Annotated in this window: 19 protein-coding genes; 15 read left to right on the forward strand and 4 right to left on the reverse strand. The window is 40.9% G+C overall.

Translation table 11 applies throughout. From position 1 onward, the window contains the following. Position 1: 1 nt before the first annotated feature. Positions 2-2,380: an ABC transporter permease gene (locus tag BFP71_RS14935; RefSeq protein ID WP_069836245.1), complete on the reverse strand. Its 2,379-nt coding sequence runs from the start codon at positions 2,378-2,380 to the stop codon at positions 2-4. Positions 2,381-2,609: 229 nt separating this feature from the next. On the opposite strand from BFP71_RS14935, the gene BFP71_RS14940 reads away from it, so the two are divergent. The 10 genes from BFP71_RS14940 to BFP71_RS14980 all read left to right on the forward strand — a co-directional run bounded on the left by BFP71_RS14940 (position 2,610) and on the right by BFP71_RS14980 (position 11,205). After that, complete coding sequence (locus tag BFP71_RS14940) at positions 2,610-3,980, forward strand: sigma-54-dependent transcriptional regulator (protein WP_069836246.1); 1,371 nt, start codon at positions 2,610-2,612, stop codon at positions 3,978-3,980. Further along, positions 3,970-5,298: a sensor histidine kinase gene (locus BFP71_RS14945; protein WP_069836247.1), complete on the forward strand. Its 1,329-nt coding sequence runs from the start codon at positions 3,970-3,972 to the stop codon at positions 5,296-5,298. The genes BFP71_RS14940 and BFP71_RS14945 overlap by 11 nt, the downstream gene beginning before the upstream one ends. A gap of 58 nt (positions 5,299-5,356) precedes the next feature. Beyond that, positions 5,357-5,869, forward strand: a complete 513-nt coding sequence (gene lspA / locus BFP71_RS14950) for a signal peptidase II (RefSeq protein ID WP_069836248.1) — start codon at positions 5,357-5,359, stop codon at positions 5,867-5,869. 3 nt (positions 5,870-5,872) lie between these two features. Next, positions 5,873-6,049, forward strand: coding sequence for a YdeI/OmpD-associated family protein (locus BFP71_RS19450; protein ID WP_245701853.1), 177 nt, complete (start codon positions 5,873-5,875; stop codon positions 6,047-6,049). A 135-nt stretch (positions 6,050-6,184) separates the two neighbouring features. Further along, positions 6,185-6,463: a YdeI/OmpD-associated family protein gene (locus BFP71_RS19455; RefSeq protein WP_245701854.1), complete on the forward strand. Its 279-nt coding sequence runs from the start codon at positions 6,185-6,187 to the stop codon at positions 6,461-6,463. Between the two features lie 159 nt (positions 6,464-6,622). Continuing rightward, the gene (locus tag BFP71_RS14960; RefSeq protein ID WP_262501535.1) at positions 6,623-7,000 is read left to right on the forward strand and encodes a DUF6265 family protein; all 378 of its coding nucleotides are present in this window, start codon (positions 6,623-6,625) and stop codon (positions 6,998-7,000) included. A gap of 187 nt (positions 7,001-7,187) precedes the next feature. After that, complete coding sequence (locus BFP71_RS14965; RefSeq protein WP_069836249.1) at positions 7,188-7,556, forward strand: VOC family protein; 369 nt, start codon at positions 7,188-7,190, stop codon at positions 7,554-7,556. Positions 7,557-7,583: 27 nt separating this feature from the next. Beyond that, on the forward strand, positions 7,584-8,048 hold the full coding sequence (locus BFP71_RS14970) for a nuclear transport factor 2 family protein (RefSeq protein WP_069836250.1): 465 nt from the start codon (positions 7,584-7,586) through the stop codon (positions 8,046-8,048). Positions 8,049-8,116: 68 nt separating this feature from the next. Further along, positions 8,117-9,664, forward strand: a complete 1,548-nt coding sequence (locus BFP71_RS14975; protein WP_069836251.1) for a M20/M25/M40 family metallo-hydrolase — start codon at positions 8,117-8,119, stop codon at positions 9,662-9,664. A gap of 119 nt (positions 9,665-9,783) precedes the next feature. After that, a complete protein-coding gene (locus BFP71_RS14980; protein ID WP_069836252.1) occupies positions 9,784-11,205 on the forward strand; it encodes a serine hydrolase in 1,422 nt (473 codons plus the stop codon). Here the strand turns inward: BFP71_RS14980 and arfB are convergent. Both arfB and yaaA read right to left on the reverse strand, forming a co-directional pair. After that, a complete protein-coding gene (gene arfB / locus BFP71_RS14985) occupies positions 11,202-11,639 on the reverse strand; it encodes an alternative ribosome rescue aminoacyl-tRNA hydrolase ArfB (RefSeq protein ID WP_245701855.1) in 438 nt (145 codons plus the stop codon). The genes BFP71_RS14980 and arfB overlap by 4 nt on opposite strands. Next, on the reverse strand, positions 11,614-12,384 hold the full coding sequence (gene yaaA / locus BFP71_RS14990; RefSeq protein WP_069836254.1) for a peroxide stress protein YaaA: 771 nt from the start codon (positions 12,382-12,384) through the stop codon (positions 11,614-11,616). Before yaaA ends, arfB begins: the two co-directional genes overlap by 26 nt. Positions 12,385-12,561: 177 nt before the next feature. Between yaaA and hrpB the strand changes: the two genes are divergently transcribed. Continuing rightward, positions 12,562-15,054 (forward strand): ATP-dependent helicase HrpB, encoded by a 2,493-nt coding sequence (gene hrpB, locus BFP71_RS14995; RefSeq protein ID WP_069836255.1) that lies wholly within the window; start codon positions 12,562-12,564, stop codon positions 15,052-15,054. 55 nt (positions 15,055-15,109) lie between these two features. On the opposite strand, the gene BFP71_RS15000 is transcribed toward hrpB, so the two are convergent. Then, positions 15,110-17,542: an ABC transporter permease gene (locus BFP71_RS15000; protein ID WP_069836256.1), complete on the reverse strand. Its 2,433-nt coding sequence runs from the start codon at positions 17,540-17,542 to the stop codon at positions 15,110-15,112. A gap of 144 nt (positions 17,543-17,686) precedes the next feature. On the opposite strand from BFP71_RS15000, the gene BFP71_RS15005 reads away from it, so the two are divergent. The 4 genes from BFP71_RS15005 (at position 17,687) to BFP71_RS15020 (ending at position 21,667) form a co-directional block, all read left to right on the forward strand. Continuing rightward, positions 17,687-18,232, forward strand: a complete 546-nt coding sequence (locus BFP71_RS15005) for an acyl-CoA thioesterase (RefSeq protein WP_069836257.1) — start codon at positions 17,687-17,689, stop codon at positions 18,230-18,232. 68 nt (positions 18,233-18,300) lie between these two features. Beyond that, the gene (locus BFP71_RS15010) at positions 18,301-18,639 is read left to right on the forward strand and encodes a TfoX/Sxy family protein (protein ID WP_069836258.1); all 339 of its coding nucleotides are present in this window, start codon (positions 18,301-18,303) and stop codon (positions 18,637-18,639) included. 90 nt (positions 18,640-18,729) lie between these two features. After that, positions 18,730-20,217 (forward strand): APC family permease, encoded by a 1,488-nt coding sequence (locus tag BFP71_RS15015; protein WP_069836259.1) that lies wholly within the window; start codon positions 18,730-18,732, stop codon positions 20,215-20,217. Between the two features lies 1 nt (position 20,218). Beyond that, positions 20,219-21,667 carry an aldo/keto reductase gene (locus BFP71_RS15020; protein ID WP_069836260.1) on the forward strand — a complete coding sequence of 483 codons (1,449 nt, stop codon included), beginning with the start codon at positions 20,219-20,221 and terminating at the stop codon, positions 21,665-21,667. The last annotated feature ends 14 nt before the right edge of the window (positions 21,668-21,681 follow it).

Raw genomic sequence — 21,681 nt, forward strand, 5'->3', positions numbered from 1 at the left:
TTTAGTCGTGCCTTAATGAATCAATAGGATTGGCCTGAGCAGCTTTATAGACTCTGGCTACTATAGCACAAAAACTAATCAATAAAACAAGCAGGGCACCAACGACAAACTCTTGTATAGAAAGATTGATTCTATAACTAAATGCTGAAAGCCACTCTCGCATAGTGTATACCACAATAGGTACACTCAACAATAAAGACAGAAACACTAAAAAGAGAAAGTGAGCAGACAATTTATAGCCAATAGATAGCGCTGACGCACCGAGTACCTTACGAATTCCAAACTCTTTAGTCCGACTCGCGATAGCCGAAATTATTAACCCCAAAAGGCCCATAGCCGAAATTAATATCGCAAAACTAGCGGCATAATTAAGCGACTTAGCCGTTTTAGATTCATTTGTATAAAAACGCTGCGCAGTTCCCGAAAGGAAGCCATAGTTTATTTCTGACTGATCTGAATAGGCTGAAATAGCTGCTTCTAATGCTTCTCTTCCCTTCACTAAATTTGACTCATTGAGCCTTACAAGTAAAAAAGTAGCGGAACGACTATTCATTCTATCAGCCACAGGAACAACCTTTAAAATCAAGGGTTCAATAACACTGTGTAGCGATTGATAATGGAAATCTTCGACCACCCCTATAATTTCAGCGTCTCCATAAAAGCCGATCACCTCTCCTAACACATTTTCCTTTCCTAACTTTATTGCAGCACTTTCATTGATAATCACATGGTTTTTTGCCTCATCTGATTCGAAAGGCCTTCCAGCAATCATTCTTAACCCAGCCGCTCCGATAAATTCGTGAGATACGCTCATATATGACGCCACTTCTTTCTCGTCGCCCTGAATCCATTCCGTGGAAATGGAAGGCAACCTTCCGAGCATTGGTCCTTGTTCTGACCAACTTGCGGATTGAACCCAAGGGGATTGATTAAGCTTATTAAGAATAGTCACTTGTTCCTTAGCCATATTACGGCCTAACTCAACATACATGAGGTTTTCAATATCAAACCCGACATCTTTCTGTTTAAGAAAATTTATCTGTTTGCTGACGACCAATGCCCCAACTATGAATACAATAGCGATCGTAAACTGTATGACGACGAGGCTATTCCTTAACAACAGGCTGTTTTTCCCTGATTTATTTAATACACGAGTAGACGGAAAAGATGATAGATACCAAGCCGGATAAAGTCCTGCAACAATGCCAGTCAACCCTATAATACCTACTAGAGAAACGATTATCTCTTTTGAATACTGCTTAATCAATAAATCCTGCCGGATAATCTCACCAAAAGCACCAAGCATGAGGTCCGCGAATAAGATCGCAAAAACACCAGCTACGGAGGCCATGAACGTAGATTCAACTAAGAATTGAATCACCAAATGGTGCCTGCTCGCCCCGATCACTTTCCTCAGCCCTACTTCCTTGGATCGTTTGATATGGCCTGCCGTGGACAGGTTAATAAAGTTTATGCATGCCATCAAGAGTACGGCTAATGCCACAATTGAGAATAACCGAACTTTACCCAAGTCACCTTTCCTTTCACCATAACTCAAAGAAATATCCTCGGATTTTAGATAAACATCTGCAATCGGCTGTAACTGATACTCCTTTGGACCAAGTCGTTCGAGTAGTTTAGGGTTTTGCTTGCTATTTAGAAAAGTGGATATACTTTCTTGTGCTTCGTCAATATCCCAGTCTGGACTTAATTTGACATAGGTGCCAATACTCGAGGAACTCCATTGTAAAGCGAAAGATGGCTGTGTACTTAGAAAGTCTTTGAAAGGGATGATAAAGTCAAATTCGAAATGTGTCTTATTGGATTCAGACATAACGCCTGTCACCTTTAGAACCTTACCCCGCTTATCTTTTACTAGTTTATTTAACGGGTTATCCTCATTAAAAAGCCTCTTCGCCAAGTCATGAGAAAGAACTACTGAGTTAATCTCAGATAAAAATGAATTTTCATCACCCAGAGAGAGTTCTAAATCCAAAAAATCAAACAAGTTCTTTTCAAAACTCATGACTTTAAGCCCTTTAAAATCATTGAACCCATAGGCTAACGATTCATCCATAAGCCCCCTGTACCTCAGTGATGATTCTATTTGTGGGAAGTTTTCAACCAAAGCTGGACCAGCAGGGATCGGTAAAATACTCGAAACGCGTTCTTCGCCTTTAAAAGTCTTACCCTTTGCATTTAATCTAAAAACACGGTTTTTATCCGAATGACCTTTGTTAAAAGAAGTTTCTTGAATGACATAAAAGGAAACCAAAAGTGTAATAGCAACACCGAAGGAAAGGCCCAATAAGTTGATCAGCGAAAAGGCTTTATTTCTTTGTATATGCCTGAGCGTGGTAAATAGATAGTTTTTAAGCATAAGGATTATTTAAAGCTACACTCTTTACTGCACTATATTTAAGCCCAAAACCCTATCTATCTGATTTACTGACACATACAAAATTCAAGTATTGATAAAACATGGAATTAATGTCCATGCACACCGATGCAACGCCCAAAAATGGGCACTTTTCAATAACTTATACCGCTATAAATTGTCGCGATGCACTAATTTCGGAATTGGTATAGTTATAGCCACATAAAAGTCCATGAAAGAAAAAGGCAGAATCCTGATCGTAGATGATGACAACTATGTCATGCTATCTATCAGAATTTTATTGGAGCAGCATTATCAAGATGTTCGTGGAATCAATAATCCATTACAGATTGAAACGGCTTTTGAAGAAAACCATTATGACGTGGTTGTACTGGATATGAATTTCAGTGCTGGAGCTACTGAGGGTAAAGATGGACTGAAATACCTACGCCAAATTAAAGAGCTATCCCCAACTACGAGTGTCGTTTTTATAACGGCTTATGGAGAAATAAACTTAGCGGTAGAGGCTATAAAAGAAGGTGCTTTTGATTTTTTGGTAAAACCTTGGCAAAATGAGAAGCTACTCACCACTGTTTCAGCTGCCTTCCAACTCAATCGATCGGCACAAAAAATAGAAGAACTTACCTCAAAACAGTCTCACCTTACGTCACTTTTAGACGCACCATTCTCAGATATTATCGGCGAATCAGATGCAATCAAGTCAGTACTTGAACAGATTGAAAAGGTCGCTCAAACTGATGCCAATGTCTTAATTACAGGTGAAAATGGTACGGGAAAAGAACTTGTTGCTCGAGCAATTCACAGAAGTTCACTCCGAAACCAAGAAGTATTTTTAAATGTAGACATGGGTGCCATTACGGAAACCCTTTTCGAAAGTGAGCTCTTTGGCCACAAGAAAGGCGCTTTTACAGACGCCAAATCGGATCGGGTAGGCAAATTTGAAGCAGCCAACGGTGGTTCGCTTTTCTTAGACGAAATTGGAAATTTAAGCTCACCACTTCAGGCAAAGTTACTCCGGGTGATCCAAGACAGACAAGTAATACCTGTTGGTGCAAACGATGCGAGAGAATTTGATGCTAGACTTATTTGTGCTACGAATGCACATCTTTCTAAAATGGTCCAGCAAGGTACTTTCAGACAAGACTTATTATTCAGGATAAATACTATCGAAATTCGCCTTCCGGCACTCAGAGATCGCAAAGAAGACATTCCGTTACTGGCCGATCATTTCTTGAATAGCTTTAAAAAGAAGTACCATAAAAACGGGCTTTTTGTACCAGATTACGTCATCAAGAAATTGACAAAATACGATTGGCCAGGAAATATTCGAGAATTGCAGCACGCGATCGAAAGAGCTGTAATTATGAGCGATGGCAAACAATTACATGTTGGGGACTTTAACTTACAGAACGTTAATCAAACTGAGGGAAGCGGTATTGAGTCTTTCAACTTGGAAGATTTGGAAAAATGGGCAATCGAAAGTTCGATCAAAAAACACCAAGGCAACATTAGCAACGCGGCAGAAGAATTAGGACTGAGCAGAGGGGCGTTATATAGAAGAATGGAGAAATATGAAATTTAAAAACTTCAGGCTCCATATAATCATCCAATTATTACTGACGTTTGCGGGTCTTTATGGCCTAGTCTACTATCTCTATATTGAAATCAACTACATCAGGGTATTCTTTCTTGGCCTCTTTATCATCGTTTTACTTTTAAGCTTGTTTAGCTATATCAATCGGGCCAACAAGACGACCATGGGCTTCCTATTAGCGATAATTAATAATGATTTTACCGTCAAATATAAAAGTGAAAAGCAAGGAAAGTCATTCGATCAACTTTACGACACTTTTAACCTGGTCAATCAAAAATTTATTGAAAGCTCCCAATCAGAAGCCTCTGAATACCAATACATTATAACCTTAATTAACCAACTCCAAATTGGGGTACTCGCCTATGACGATCGAGAAAGAATCCATTTATCGAACGCCTCTTTCGATGAGATGTTGGGCGGAAAAGAACTCATTAACCTGGAAAGCATCAAAGTAGAAAACGAAGCCTTCTACGAAAAACTGAAGGAAATTGGCAGTGGTGAAAACACCATTTTTACCACTACCCTTTTGGGCCAAGCACGAAAGCTATCTATGGCAGCATCAAGTTTTAAGCTTCGCCAAAAAAGCTACAAACTAATCTCCATTCAAGATATTCACTCTGAATTAGATCAACATGAAATGGAGGCTTGGCAAAAGCTGATCAGAGTACTCACCCATGAAATCATGAATTCAGTTGCGCCAATCACATCCTTATCGGCAACTATGAAATATTTGGTTTCTAATGACGATTTGAATGAAGACAAAATCCGAAGCCTTCAAGAAGGATTAGACGCGATTGAGGCGAGAAGTCAAGGCTTAATGAACTTCACAGAGTCTTATAAAAAACTCACTAGAGTACCGCTGCCGAATATTAGAGAAGTTGATGCTAAAACCTTTTTGCGAAGAGTTGATTCCCTTTTCAGACCTACGCTAGCAGGTACTGGCATAAAATGGTCTTTTCAACTCAGCCATGATGATCTCGCCCTGCTCATCGACCCTGATTTAATGGAACAGGTACTTATTAACCTTCTCAAAAATGCCAAGGAGGTCGTAAGTCCAGACAATGGAGAAATAAACCTAAACTTGGTGTTTCAAAAAGACACGGATCAAACCCTCATTACCATTCAAGACAATGGTGGGGGAATTCCAGAAGATATTCAAGAGAAAGTCTTTGTGCCTTTTTATACTACAAAGTCAGATGGTTCAGGCATAGGGCTCAGTTTAGCGAGGCAAATCGTACAACTCCATAAAGGAGAACTAGACTTCATCTCTACTTCTGCTGGTACCACCTTTTCTATGAAGCTTTAAGTCACAATTCTAGCTTATTTCTACCTTTTGACTACTTTTGGTGAAAATTGAGTACCTGATGAAGAAAATTCCAAGAGTTGCTTTAGTGCTGATCATTGTGCTTTCAAATATTGGTTGCGATCAAATCACAAAAAAGATCACAAGAGATAGAATAGAATACAATGAAACGATAGAAGTAATCGGAAAAAACTTGATTTTAACCAAGGTGGAAAATACTGGTGCTTTTCTAGGTATGGGTTCTTCCCTTTCCCCTATTATGCGTACCATTTTACTGCTTGTCTTACCGACCGTAGTGATGTTAGGTCTCCTTTTTTACCTCTTGAGATATAAGGACATTACCCAAATTAGCGTGGTCGCGCTGTCCTTCATTGTAGGCGGTGGAATTGGAAATATTTACGATAGAATTGTCTACGGATCAGTAACGGACATGCTATATATAGACCTAGAGTTTGCCCATACTGGCATCTTTAACCTGGCCGATGTCTCCGTTATGGTCGGTACAGGGCTAATTTTAGTAGAACAGTTCTTACCCAAGAAGAAAGCTGAGACCGCAGGTGTAGAAGACCAATAGATTTTGGCCATCCCAATCCATAAGGGTGTTATCGCAATAAAGGCTCCATCAGAGTCTGCCTGGCGTAAATGGCTGATAGAAAACCACCAACAGACATCAGGCGTTTGGTTAATCATTTTTAAAAAGGATAGTAAGGTCGACAGTATTAATTATGACACTGCGGTAGATACTGCGCTTTGATTTGGCTGGATAGACAGCAAACCGAACAAAAGATCGGCAGATAGTTTCTATCAATATTTCTCAAAACGAAACCCAAAAAGCAATTGGAGCAAAGTCAACAAGGATAAAGTCAGTAGGCTGATTAACCAAAATAAAATGTATCCCCCGGGACTTAAAATGGTCGAATTAGCCAAAGAAACAGGCACTTGGGACGCTCTGAATGAAGTTGACAACTTGATAATTCCTGAGGATTTAAAAATCGCGTTTCGTGATCGGCCTAATTCCGAAGTAAACTTTCAAGCTTTTCCTCCATCTGTAAGAAGAGGTATTCTAGAATGGATTTTCAATGCAAAACGCCCTGAAACAAGGAAAAAAAGGATAATGGAAACCGCTGAACTGGCAAAAGACAATATTCGGGCAAATCAATTTCGGTAAAATGTCCCCGATTCTTGAGGATAGCGTCATAAAGTAAAAATCATGAAAACGCTATACTCAACCTTACTATTGACACTTTGACTAACAGGCTTTGCTCAGAACACTATTTCACTACAAGGAAAAGACTCTCCCAAAGCGACACTTAATGAAGTAAGCTGGATACAAGGCAGCTGGCATGGAGAGGCCTTTGGTGGACAAATACAGGAAGTTTGGACACCGCCGCTCGGCGACTCAATGATGTGCGCCTTTAAACTAGTGGTAAATAACAAGGTGCAATTTTATGAACTCTGCCAAATCAGAGAAGAAAATGGCACTTTGGTACTAAGATTAAAACACTTTAACGGTGATTTAAAGTCTTGGGAAACTAAGGACGAAACTGTTGATTTTCCACTAGTGAAATTAGAAGAAAACAAGGTGTACTTCGATGGATTTACAATTGAAAAGGCTGCCGATGACAAACTAAACATGTATGTCGTGATTAGCGAGGCCGGTAAAAAAGAAGAAATGACCTTTAATTATACTAGAACTATTGACTAGAGTATCATCCAAAGTAAAAAAGCGATAATCAAAACTATTGCCACCCACTTGGATCCCGCAGGCTGAGTGGGAAACTCGTACTGGCAGATCGGGCAAACCTTCGCCTTGGCATCAATCTCCATAGCGCACGAAGGGCACTCTTGTTTCTTTTCTTTCACCATCGCTTCATTTTCAGTAAATTAAGAAAATGGAGTCAAACTTGAGCATCCGCGGTATAGAACCCGTACTTCCTTCGCAAGATATTGTCCGTGATATAGCATGGCATAAAAAGTACACAGGCTTTGAATATAGCAGCGGAGATAAGATGTATGCAGTGCTCAAAAGAGATAATCAATACATTCATTTACAATGGCATGCTGATAATGAAGAAGATCCACTATTGGGTGGCTCAGTCGTAAAAATATTCGTCTTCGATATTATGCCTTTTGTAGAAGAGTTTATCGACCGAGGTACAATCAAACCAGAAAAATTTCAACGAAATACGCCATGGGGCACCCATGAATTTGGATTCTTTGACCTCAACGGAAACGCCATTTACATAGTCCAAGATAAATAAAACGTATCGCCTTCAGAACAGCTTCCCATGAATCAACTCATCGATAAATTTTATACCGCATTCGCCAATCTTGATGCCGAAACAATGGCGGCGTGCTACCACAAAGACATAATGTTTTATGATCCGGGTTTTGGCGAACTGAAAGGTGAAAAAGCTGGTAATATGTGGCGAATGCTATGTTCCAATCAAAAAGGTAAAGGCTTAAAAGTGGTTCATGCCAATGTAAACGCCAATGAAAACACTGGACAAGCCGATTGGGAAGCGTGGTATACATTTAGCAAAACAGGCAGAAAAGTTCATAATATCATTCATGCAGAGTTTGAGTTTAAAGATGGCCTCATCATCAAACATACCGATCATTTCAACCTACACCGATGGTCTTCTCAAGCACTTGGCACCAGTGGTAAGTTATTAGGCTGGACAGGGTTCTTCAGAAAGAAGCTCCAAAACCAGACAGGAAGAATGCTCGATAAATTCGAATCTACCCTATGATTTTATAGTCGGTCAACGGGTAGTTCATTTTACTGCTTATCTTATGCAGTAAATTTAAACTAACCAGAATGAAACGATTATTAACACTTTTAATGTTGCTGACTTTTTGTTTGGCTCCCCTAGCACAAGGGCAAGACCAAAAAACAGTAATTGAGAACATTATTAAAGAGGCCAATGGCAACTCACAGCTAGAGGAACTTGCTTATGAGATGCTTGACAAAAATGGACCTCGACTAGTAGGAAGCCCTCAAATGCAAGCTGCGAATGAATGGGCTGTCAATAAATTTGAAAGTTGGGGTATTTCCGCCAGAAATGAGCAATGGGGAGAATGGCGCGGTTGGGAACGTGGAATTACGCATGTCGACCTTATCGAACCAAGAGTAAAAACACTAGAAGCTATGTCCTTAGCATGGAGCCCAGCTTCAAACGGCCCGGTAACTGCAGAAGTTGTTATGATTCCAGATGTAGCGGATCAAGCAGCTTTTGAAGCGTGGTTGCCTACGGTGAAAGGAAAATTCGTGATGATTAACGCCGCTCAACCGACAGGTAGACCAGATTACAACTGGGAAAAGTTTGGTACCGAAGCTTCGATTGAAAAAATGAGAAAAGATCGAAATACGATCTTAAGAGCTTGGTCTCAGCGAATTAGAAAGACAGGTTATAATAGTAGAACGCTACCTACAGCACTTGAAGATGCTGGGGCCGTCGGAATTTTGATTTCTAACTGGTCAAGAGGATTCGGCGTAAATAAGATTTTTGGTGCCAGAACCAAAAAAGTGCCAACCGTTGATATCGGACTGGAAGATTACGGAACACTTTTCAGAATGGTTGAGCATGGTGATGCACCTCAAATCAGAGTGGAAGTCACTTCTAAAGAGCTCGGAATGATGCCAACCTATAATACCATGGCGGAAATTAAGGGTAGCGAAAAGCCTAATGAATACGTCATGCTTTCTGCTCATTTCGATTCTTGGGATGGTGGTACTGGTGCTACCGACAACGGTACAGGGTCATTAGTGATGATGGAAGCCATGAGAATCTTGAAGAAACACTATCCAAACCCAAAAAGAACGATTCTTGCTGGGCTTTGGGGAAGTGAAGAGCAAGGCTTAAACGGATCAAGTGCTTTTGTTCAAGATAACCCAAAAGTGGTGGAAGGCCTTCAAGCACTTTTCAACCAAGATAATGGAACAGGAAGAGTTGTAAATATTAGCGGACAGGGATTCCTTCACTCTTATGAATTCATTAACAGGTGGTTGGGAGCAGTTCCAAGAGAGTATAAATCTGAAATCAGAACGAATTTCCCTGGTACTCCAGGCGGCGGCGGCTCAGACTATGCATCATTTGTATCCGCAGGAGCCCCAGGATTTAGCTTAAGTTCTCTTAGTTGGGATTATGGTAGCTATACTTGGCATACCAACCGTGATACTTACGATAAAATTGTATTTGATGACGTGAGAAATAACGCCATTTTAACCGCTATTCTGGTCTATATGGCGTCAGAAGATCCTAAAACCTTTCCAAGGGATAAGGCTGAGTTAGGTACGAATCCAAGAAATGGACAACCACGTGCTTGGCCGACGCCAAGAAATCCAAACCGTAAAGGAGGTCAGTAAGAACTATTAACCCCAACCTGAGGCCAGCGCATTTTTAATCATGTGCTGGCCTTTTTATTTTGAGTTGGTAACTTTTGATCAAACTTGGCAGTCTATCTACTGACTTACTTTGAAACCAAATGAAAAATCTACTAGCAACCGCCCTTTTATTCATTTCTACCATTAGCGTAGCTCAAAATGCCAATATTGAGGAAAGAATTAAAAGAATTGAAAATGGCTTACTGCCAGTTCTTCAGATTAAAGGAGAAAAGATTCCTACTTACAATGTAAACGAACGCCTAAAGCAATTAAGGATTCCAGGAATGAGTGTGGCCTTCGTCAAAGACGGAAAAGTCGAATGGGCGCGTGCCTACGGTATGTCCGATGTAGCTAGCAACAAACCGATGACTACAGAGACTATGCTATTAGCTGGATCGATTAGTAAACCAGTTGCTGCCCTCAGAGCACATCAGCTTGTAGAAAATGGTTCGTTAAGCCTAGATACCGACGTAAATGAGTATTTAAAGTCTTGGAAGGTCCCAGAAAATGAATTTACCACAAAAGAAAAAGTCACTTTGAGAAGAATTCTCAACCATACAGCCGGTCTGACAGTATGGGGATTTCCAGGTTACGATAAAGGCGATAAGATTCCATCTGTATCAGAAGTATTAGATGGAAAGGGTAATACAGATGCAGTTCGCGTGTACAAAGAGCCCGGTAAGAGTTGGATGTATTCTGGTGGAGGTTACACTATCATGCAGTTAATGATTACTGATGTGGAAGGCATAAACTTTCCAGAGACCATGCAAAAAAATGTGTTAGACCCTCTTGGGATGACCAAAAGTACTTTTGTAAACCCTTTGCCTGAAAAGTACCACGGTATGGCGGCTACTGGATACAGAGGAAACGGACAGGAAGTGGAAGGTAAATGGCCGATTTACCCCGAAATGGCAGCTGCGGGACTTTGGACCACCCCTACCCAACTGATCCAATATGCCATCGAAGTTCAGAAGATTAACAAGGATAAAAAAGATGGTGTTTTAACTTATAACTCAATAGAAGCCATGCTGACTCCTGGTATGAATGATCACGGCCTTGGACCACAAGCTGGTAAAGAAAGATTTGGACATGGTGGTGCAGATGAAGGCTTTAGAGCGAATCTTATTGCCTGGAAAAATGAACCATATGCTATGGTCGTCATGGTTAATTCAGATAACGGTCAGATTATTCAGGAAATGCAACTAGCTATTGCCAAAGAGTACGGATTGTCTGGAGTAGAAGCAGATGTAAGAGAGATTGCTAAACTATCTTCAGAGGAATTCGAAAAGTACACTGGAAAATTCCAGGTGGGCGAACTTGGTGTTGTTGAGGTAGAAAATACGGGAAAATCACTCCTCTTTAAAGCACCGTTCATTCAACAACGTGTAGAAATTGTGCCTCAAAGTGAGACAAACTTTTTCGATAAAGCCGATGGTACACAGATTATATTTGAACTAGCCGAAGGCAAGGTCACCGGATTCAAGGTGCAAGGGCTACAAGCCAAAAGAATTATAGAAGACTAATACTCAGGAGGCCTTCGGCTAGATTTCTTATCCGAATGCCTCTTTTTATCATCTAACCTTTTGCGAATAGCAGCCTTTGAAGGTTTGGACTTTTTGCGAGGTTTAGGATCGGTAAACGCGGCGACAATCAGTTTTCGAAATGCCGCAATTGTTTCCTCTTTGTTTCTTAACTGGCTTCGGTGTTTTTCCGAATGAATAGAAAGTACGTTTTCGGCATTCAACCTGTTTTTGCACTTGGCCATCAAACGATCCTTTTCAGGTTCATTTAAAAGAATAGATTCTGGAATAGAAAACTTGAGACTAACTCGAGTTTCTACCTTATTTACGTTCTGACCTCCCGGACCAGAACTTCGAGAAGATTGAAATTCAAATTCAGATGTAAAATCTCGTTGAGAAATTTCTTGAGGATCAAACGGCATCTCTTTTGAATACAAGGTGCTGATCATTTGAGGCATCAGCATCAAACCAGTAACCTTCATAATCGAAAGCCTTTAAACCTTCTGGTTCGTTGATTTGGTTCTTAATAATGAATTGGGACATTAATCCCCTAGCCTTTTTGGCAAAAAATGAGATCACTTTGTATTGGCCGTTCTTGTAGTCTAAAAAGTCCACATTGATGATTTGTGCCTTTAAAGAGGGGCGATTAATTGCTTTGAAATATTCATTTGACGCCAAGTTTACCAGTATTTTATCTCCCTGCTTTTTCAAGTCTTTATTCACCTCAGCGACAATCTTATCAGCCCAGTAATTATATAAAGTTCTGTAGTCATCAAAAGCCAACCTTGTACCCATTTCTAATCTATAAGGCTGAATTAGATCTAGAGGCCTCAGCACACCATACAATCCTGAAAGAATCCTCAAATGATTTTGCGCATATTGAATGTCATCATCTGACAAGCCTTCAGCTTCAAGCCCCACATATACATCTCCTTTAAATGCATAAACAGCCTGCTTGGCCGCTTTAGAGTTCTTTGCCTTTCTGAATTTGCGATACCTATCGGCATTTAGCTCAGCCAAATTCTCACTCAGATCCATTAAACGTTGAATTTCTTCTGGTGTCTTTTCCTTCAAAACACCGATCAGTTCTAAGGTTTCTTTTTGAAATCTTGGATAGCTTTTAGCCTTATCACAAGGCGTTTCAAAATCTAAAGTTTTCGCAGGAGAAATTACGTGTATCATAGTTGACTTTATCTTCTACAAACATACAAATTGAAGCCCAAAATTGTTCAGAATGCTTATTGGTAATCTCAATAAGATATTGCCGACAACATTCATGTAAATCAGTTCTATAAAGCCTTATGTTCGGCTCTACTTTTTACAATATGATCAATTAAGGCCTTATCTTCGTGGCGCTTTATGACCACCAATAGCTTTAACCCCCATTCCATAGATCTTCCTGTCGTAGATATCATTGCGGAAGTTCAAGAACACTTAACGGCTAAAAATAGCCTAGTAGTCAATGCACCTCCAGGAGCAGGAAAAAGCACCCTTTTGCCCCTAGCACTTCTTAAGGAACCATGGCTAGAAGGAAAAAAGATATTGATGCTAGAGCCAAGAAGACTTGCCGCCAGGACTATTGCCGAAAGGATGTCTTTCTTTTTGGGTGAAAAGGTGGGACAAACAGTGGGTTTTAGAATTCGTTTTGAAAACAGAACTTCCGATCAGACGATCATTGAAGTGGTGACTGAGGGAATCCTTACCAGAATGATCCAAAACGATAACGCCTTGGAAAATGTAGGATTAGTGATCTTTGATGAATTTCACGAGCGGAGTATCCATGCCGATGTTGCCCTAGCCCTTTGCCGCGAGGCACAACAGGTGCTCAGACCTGATCTTAGAATCATGATCATGTCTGCTACGCTCAATATGCCGCAGCTCACATCTCTTCTAAATGCACCAGCAGCAGTGAGTAAAGGAAGACAATACCCTGTGGAAATTCATTATGCTGGAGATACTGACGAAGCTGTGATGTCCGACCTAACGGCCAGAACAGTGATCAGCGCGACCAAAAAGCATGAAGGTGATGTGTTAGTATTTCTTCCAGGACAAAGAGAAATACATCATACAGGGGATATTCTCAAGAAAGAATTGCGAGGCTTTGCCATACATAATTTGTATGGTTCTCTACCCCAAAGGCAACAATTAGCCGCTATTCTTCCAGACAAAAATGGAAAAAGGAAAGTTGTCCTCGCCACGTCAATAGCGGAGACCAGTTTAACCATAGAAGGCATTAAAATTGTCGTGGATAGTGGCTTCGGCAGGACTTCCAAGTTCGATCCTAATTCTGGTCTTTCTCGTTTAGAGACAGTGCGTATTTCTCGCGATTCAGCGGATCAAAGAGCAGGAAGAGCCGGTAGACTGAGTGCAGGCGTATGTTACCGTATGTGGTCCAAAGTGACACATCAGCGATTGACGGATCAAATCGTACCAGAAATAATGGAAGCCGATTTAGCTTCATTAGTGCTAGATATGGCGCAATGGGGTATTGTTGATATTCAGCAGATGACTTGGCTCACACCACCTCCAAAAGGGCCGTTGATGCAAGCTACGGACTTATTGCACCAACTGGAGGCCTTGGAAGACGGCAGGATTACAGAGCATGGCAAAAGAATGCTCAAGCTGCCTTGTCACCCTAGGATTGCGCACATGTTGCTCTTAGCAGAAGAGGAAGACCAACTGCCACTTGCCACCGATATTGCTGCTCTTTTAGAAGAAAGAGACCCGCTGGGCCGAGAGGCAGGTATTGATTTAAATACCAGGATAGATGCCCTGAGAGTGCATAGAAGAGAGAATCGCGAAGGTCGAAAGTTAGGCCGGATTGAAAAAATCGCGAGTCAATACCGTGGTCTTTTCAATATAGAACCAGACGACAATGTCGTTGATCCATATGAAACTGGGGTACTCCTCACCCATGCATATCCAGAAAGAATTGCCTTTGCGCGGCCTGGTAATAACGCTCAATTTCAGCTTTCAAATGGCCGATATGCCATGGCAGGACATCGCGAAGATTTAGCAGCTGAACCTTGGCTAGCCATCAGCCATATAGATGCCCGCGACGGTATGGGTAAAATCTTTATGGCGTCTCCTTTAAATCCACGAGACTTAGCTCCTCTTGTTAAAGAGAAAGAGGTAATTACTTGGGATACAGAGGATGGCGGCTTAGAAGCCAATCTAAACCTGTGTATTGGGAGTATTATTTTGAAAAGCAGCCCACTACCTGATCCCGATCCTTCACACCTAGCCAATGCGATAATCGATGCGATTAAGAAAGAAGGCGAACGGTTACTAGACTTTAACGAAGAAGTACAGCAATGGCAAAATAGGGTCATTAGTTTAAGAAGATGGAATCCGCAGCAAGAATGGCCCGAGGTAAGCACACCTAGCCTATTATTGACGAGCTCCGAATGGCTAAGTCCCTACTTGAGTGACGTAAAAAGACCAGAAGACCTCAAAAAAATAGATCTTCAGGAAGTGCTACAGCATAGTTTATCCTTTGACCAACAGGAACTATTAGAAAAGCAAGCACCAACACACTTGAAAGTACCAAGTGGTTCACGCATAAAACTTCAATATAGAGATAATGGTGAAGTGCCTGTATTGGCGGTCAAAATTCAAGAAGTCTTCGGTTTAGCCGAAACACCTAAGATTAATAATGGTACTAAAGGAGTGCTTATGCATTTACTGTCGCCCGGGTACAAACCCGTGCAAATAACCTCTGACCTCAAGAGTTTTTGGGAAAACACATATTTCGAGGTTAGAAAGGAGCTCAAACGACGTTATGCTAAACATGTCTGGCCTGATGACCCAACTAAGGAACCCGCCACTAGATTTGCAAAGCGCAGGAAATAATTTTCTTGAAGCAAATCTTTATAAATGACCAATTAGGCTAATGCTGGCATCACCTCTATTCATACCTTAAAGCCTTTACTGGATCAGAAATAGCTGTTTTTATGGCATGATAGCTCACAGTCAAGAAAGCAATCACCAACTGAATAAGCCCAGCAACCAGAAACAAATCCCAAGTCATCTCAATGCGATAAGGAAAAGTCGACAACCAATCTCCTCCTGCATAATAAGCCACAGGAGTCGCAATTAATAGGGAGATAATTACTAAAGCAGAAAAGCCTCTCGACAAAATATAGACGATATTGGGGACGGGTGCGCCAAAAACCTTCCGTACACCTATCTCTTTTGTCCTGCGTTGGGTAGACATAAAGGCTAAGCCAAACAAGCCTAGGCATGAAATACAAATAGCGATTAAGGAAGCGGTTAAAATGATGCTCTGCCAGCGTTTTTGTTCCGCAAACTGAGAATCATTGGATTCTTCGACTAGTGTAAAATCAAATGGGTTGTTAGGATTGAATTTAGTCCAGGTTTCTTCAAGCGCAGCAAGCGTTGCGGATAGTGTGCCAGGTTCAAATTTGACTAACAGCTCTCTAATTCTGTCACTCTTGTCTAACGAAAAATAAGTTGGTACGATTTCATTTGTAACAGATATAAGATTGAAATTATTGACTATCCCAATAATATCATCACGAGCGTTGGCCAAATTAAACCTTCCATTAACTGAGTCTTTTAAATTCAGGTATTCGGCATATCTTGCATTGATAATAATTCCTTTTTTATCCGAAAATCGATCAGAAGCCACAAAGTTCCTTCCTGCCAGTAAGGTTACTTCCATCGTTTTAAAGTAATCCGCATCAATAATTTTATGATGAGCTTGTATGGTTTTAGATTCACCGCTTTTTTTATCCTTCTCCTTTAATCCTAACATTGTGTAACCGTATCTTGCACCTGAAACTTGCTTTACAGATGGTACTTGGATCAGGTCATTTCTCATCAAATCCAGTAGTGCTTGTCCTTTATTACGAGTAGTATCAGAAACACTTGATTTCGCAATGTCTCCCATCGAAATAGACAATAAATTTGTATCGTCATAACCACGGTCCATATTGACCAAGAAGTTGATTTGTTTATTCATGGTCAATACACCGATGATCAGTACGCCAGCTACTGCAAATTGAAAAACGATAAGTACCTTTTGGAGCCCCCCTCTAGAACTTATACCATCATAATTCCCCTTTAAGGCTGCCACTGTTTTGAATCTAGATATTACTAATGCAGGATAACTACCAGCAACAAAAGCTGTGATCGTTACGACTACAAAAGACACCAAAACATAGATAGGACTACTCAGCACACTAATGCTAAATTCCTTTTCGGCTGCTAATTCAAAGGCTGGTAAAGCTAACTCTGCAATCAAGATACCTAATAAAAATGCGGCGGTACTCATCAGAAAAGCTTCCCCTAAAAACTGCGTAATTAACTGTCTCTTCTTGGCACCAATCACCTTTCTTAAACCAATTTCCTTGGCCCGAGGAAGTGATCTCGCTAAAGACAAGTTGGTGAAATTAATACAGGCCAGAATCAAAATCAGCAAAGCAATGCCTGTCAAAATTTTAGAATATACCTCATTGCCTGACTTTCTCATCCCAGCCTGATGATTTACCGCATAGTTTTTTGAAAAATGAATATCCGCTATTGGTTGAAGGTTAAATTCAGGTGCATAATCCGGCATCCTAACCATTTTGCGTTTAGCCATAGCGTTCATTTCCTCGGTCAAACTTGTTATATCAGTGGAAGGTAAAACCTGAATAAAAGTCTGGAAGGTCAGACTTAATTTAAACCAATCATCTATGCTATTAGATTGTCGATCATTAGCTGTTAAATAGGTTTGAAATGGCACTAGAACCTCAAAATCAATAGAAGAATTACTCGGTGGGTTTTCTAAAACTGCACCGACTGAAAACGTCTTCCACTCCCCTTTTATATTGAGGTCTACATACTTACCGATAGCCATCTCATCTCCAAAAATCCTTTCGGCCGCCCTCTCTATCAAAGCAATTTGCGAATCACTCTTAAGCACAGCCCTTGCATCCCCATAAATGCTAGGGAAAGTAAACATCTCCACAAATTCAGGCTCGGCGTAAAAAACCTTTCCCTGATTTTGAACTTGATCGCCAATACGGATATCAAAAGCAGATTTTGTATACCTACTTTGATTAATGACTGACGGCAATTCTTCTTTTGCGGTAGGTCCTGTTGGAAGCCTTACAAACTCAATAAAATTACCATCACTCACTTGATTGGAGGAGCGCACCCGATAAATATTTTCACCGTTCTCGTGAAATTTATCAAAGGTCAGTTCATCCTTTACGTAGAGCATTATCAGCAAGCAGGAAGCAATGCCTAGCGCTAAGCCAGATATATTAATGAAAGAATATCCTTTATGCTTAATCAGGTTTCGGAAGGCGGTTTTAAAGTAGCTTCTTAGCATGAGTATTAAAATATAAAATATCACATTACCCACCTATTCATATTATGATAATAGGCAACATGTTGGTATAAAGAAAACTGTGGTATCAAAACGCGATTCTTCACAAAGTCTTTCGTTAATTGATGACTTAATTGAAATACAGCTATGGCATTTAAAAAAGTAAGTGATTCTCAAGTGACTATGATCGAGTTAATGCTGCCCTCTCACGCTAATTTTAGCGGTAAAATTCACGGTGGTCATGTCCTTAACCTGATGGATCAAATAGCATTTGCTTGTGCGTCAAAACATTCTGGAGAATACTGTGTCACAGCGTCTGTAAACCGTGTAGATTTTTTAAACCCTATAGAAGTAGGTGAATTATTAAGCTTAAAAGCCTCTATTAACTACACTGGCCGAACTTCAATGGTAGTGGGGCTTCGCGTGGAGACAGAAAATATCAAAACTGGTGAAATCAAGCATTGTAACTCTTCTTATTTCACTATGGTCGCGAAAGACGAAAATGGGAATAGTACCCCAGTGCCTGGGCTTATTCTAGATACAGAGGAAAGTATCAGGCGATATGCCAGAAGTATGCGCCAATTAAAAGAAGCACGCATCCGAAGCGATGACTTTTTACCTGAACACTTTAAAATTAATGAATACCTTCCTGAGTTAGAAAGTCAAAATGCGCAAATAGATTACAAATCATAGCTTTTTTCGGCCCAACATTGTCCCCAAAACGAACGTCAGCGCGCTTTTTAACCATAAACGAATAAAAGATGGCATACAGTGAATACTTAGTCGAACGCGTAAGACAACGCCTTAGCAATGCTGGAATTACTGAGGAAAAGAAAATGATGGGTGGGCTCATATTTATGGTCAATCATAAAATGTGTATCGGTGTGGATATTGACAAAAAAACGAATTCCGATCGTTTGATGGTTAGGGTTGGAAAACTTCCATATGAAGAGCTGCTAAACACAAAGGGAAGTCGGAAAATGGACTTTACTGGCACGGTGATGCGTGGTTTTCTATTTATTGACCCTGAAGGCTTTGACGCCGATGATGACCTTGATTTTTGGGTTGAAAAAGCGGTTGACTTCAATAAGCTTCTATAAAATAGGAATGGCAGCGATCACACTAAGGCTGAAAGAATGGATCACTTTTTTCTGTTTTTATTAAGCTTTTGATTTGTAGATTGTGTCAAAATGGCTCAACCCACATCTACTAAGCTCACCAGAAAACTTGGCTTACTTGCCCTAACGGCGACAGGTGTTTGTTCAATGCTTGGTGCTTCTATTAATGTTGTACCATTTATGATTCAACGTAACGTGCCCGGCATAGGACCATACGTATTGCCAGCTTTTGCCTTTGCGGCGGTCCCGGCACTTTTAGCAGCCTTTGCTTATGGTATTTTGGCCTCAGCCATGCCTCGGGCTGGTGGTAGTTATATTTATGCCAGTAGAGGCCTAAATCCTTATTTAGGGTTTGTGGCAAGTTTTTCCCAGTGGTTTGGTCTGTCAATAGTTATTGGCGTGATCTCTTATGTTACGGTGCCTTTCATTCGAGATGTTACAATAAGCCTCGGTTGGGATGAGTTTTCGAATACTCTTGAGATCGGTTGGGTACGAGTATCCATAGCTTTGTTACTCATCTGGTCCTTTGTTGTGGTCAATGTAAAAGGTGCAAAATCTTACGAAAGGGCCCTTCTACCCATGATGTTTCTTATGTTCGGACTAGGAGCCATTGTGATAATTGCCGGCTTCAGTTTTAATACAAATGATTTCTTGGACGCCTTAAACAGTAAAGAGCAAAGGAGCTTCTCTCCCGTCGACAACGCAGATTTTGACGGGCGAATTTTTCTTTCGGCGGCCGCGCTACTCTTTTCAAGTTTTATTGGGTTTGATTCAATAGCCCAAGCCGGTGGTGAAGCTAAAAACCCCACTAAATCACTTCCCAAAGCCATCCTTTTGGCCATTTTATCGGTCGGATGCTTCTATTTCCTTTTTGCTAAGGCAGTCTACCATACTGTTCCATGGAGTTTTGTGGCAGAAGAAGCCATGACAAAAGATATTTCAGCACCCGGATTGCTCAGTTATGTACTACCATCTGGTTTAGGAGTAGCTATACTGATCGGCGCTGCAATAGCCCTAATAAATGATCTGCCTGCCATGCTTTTATCCGTATCTCGTTTAATGTTCGCCTGGGCTGAAGACGGTATCTTCCCGAAAAAAATAGCCAATGTTCACCCCAAACGCAGAACTCCTTACATCGCTATTATCGCAGCAGGTCTAATGGCAAGCGTTGGTGTTTTAGGGTCTCATTTTGCTGGCGATTTCTTCTTGGGTATCGATATCATGGTCACTTCCATGATGGTGAACTTTCTACTCATGTGTATCACATTGTTAACGATCAAAAAGGCGAACCCACAAATTAGCAGCGATATTTCAGTTGTTAAAAACAGAAGTTACCAAAAGCTGATCGGTTGGTTAGGCACTTTCTTCCTGACTGGGTTCTTGGTCATACATACTTACAAAGACTTGACTGCCGAAACCGATGTTTGGTACTACCACTCTACTCCCATTTGGCTAATTGTGATGGCCTTAGCCAGTATTCTCTTCTCTTTTAAGTGGAATCAACTCAAGAAAAGTGGTGTAGACCTAAAGAAAAGATTTAAAGAACTACCGATTGAGTAATATGAAAAGGACATTTTTAGCACCAGATTTAGAAATTTCGAGGGTCATTACGGGCCTTTGGCAAATTGCCGATATGGAACGTGATGGTCAAACGCTTGATCCTGTTGCTACTGCCGAATACATGGCACCTTACGTGGAAGCTGGCTTAACCACTTTCGACATGGCCGATCATTATGGATCGAGCGAAATAATTACTGGCACGTTCAAAAACACACATGCACTGGGCCATAGAGTGCAACTCTTTACGAAATGGGTGCCAAAGCCTGGTAAATTAGATAAGGCCACCGTTAGGTCAGCGATACAATTGGCACTGGATAGAATGCAGCAAAACGCTATTGATTTGATGCAATTCCATGCTTGGTACTACCCTGATCCAGCTTGGCTAGACGGTCTATTTTATTTAAAAGAGCTGAAAGAAGAAGGCCTAATCAAACATATTGGTGTTACAAATTTCGATGCTGCACACTTGAGAATAGCGCTGGCGAGTGGTATCCCGATCGTTAGCAATCAAGTTTGTCATTCTCTGATAGACCAAAGAGCAATGGGTAAAATGGTTGCCGTTTGTAAGCAATACAACACCAAAATTTTAGCCTTCGGAACCTTGGCTGGAGGGTTTCTGACAGATAAATGGCTGAACAAACCTGAACCCAAAATGGAAGACCTAGAAACGTGGTCTGAAATGAAATACAAGAGATTTATTGATGCCGCGGGCGGTTGGGAACCCTATCAACGCTTGCTAAATGTCACCCATTCGGTCGCAAATAAACATGGCGTTTCCTTGGCCAACATTGCCAGTCGATTTATTCTTGAAAATCCAGCCGTCGGGGCGGTTATCGTGGGCGCCAGACTGGGGAGAAGTGAGCATATTGAGGACAACCAAAAAATGCTCGACATTGAATTGGATGGAGAGGATGTTGCTTTGATTAAAGCGGCACAGTCCGAGTTAGACCTGATACCCGGCGATTGTGGCGATGAATACCGAAAACCGCCATTTCTGACTGCTTCAGGCGACTTGAGCCATCATTTAGAAACTATTCCCAAAGCATTTCAATCTATCAAAAAGAGCGATTCTAGATCGCAGATTTTTAGTGGAACGGAATGGGAAGATTACGCTGGGTACTGCCGAGCAGTAAAAGATGGTAACAGAGTTCACGTTTCTGGTACTACCGCGACCCATGGTAGCGAAATGATTGGCGGTAACGATCCAATTGCTCAAACACACTTTGTTATTGACAAAATTGAAGCAGCCATAGAATCATTCGGTGGATCTTTAGAAGATGTAGTAAGAACTCGAATCTTCGTCAATAACCTGGATGATTGGGAACCTGTAGCACGTGCCCATGGAGATCGTTTTAAGGATATCAATCCAGCGAATACACTAGTCGAAGCAAGACTCGTTGGCGAAGGCTATTTAGTGGAAATTGAAGCAGAGGCTGTTATTAATTCTTAAAACATAACACACTA

This window comes from Roseivirga misakiensis, assembly GCF_001747105.1.
Classification (GTDB): domain Bacteria; phylum Bacteroidota; class Bacteroidia; order Cytophagales; family Cyclobacteriaceae; genus Roseivirga; species Roseivirga misakiensis.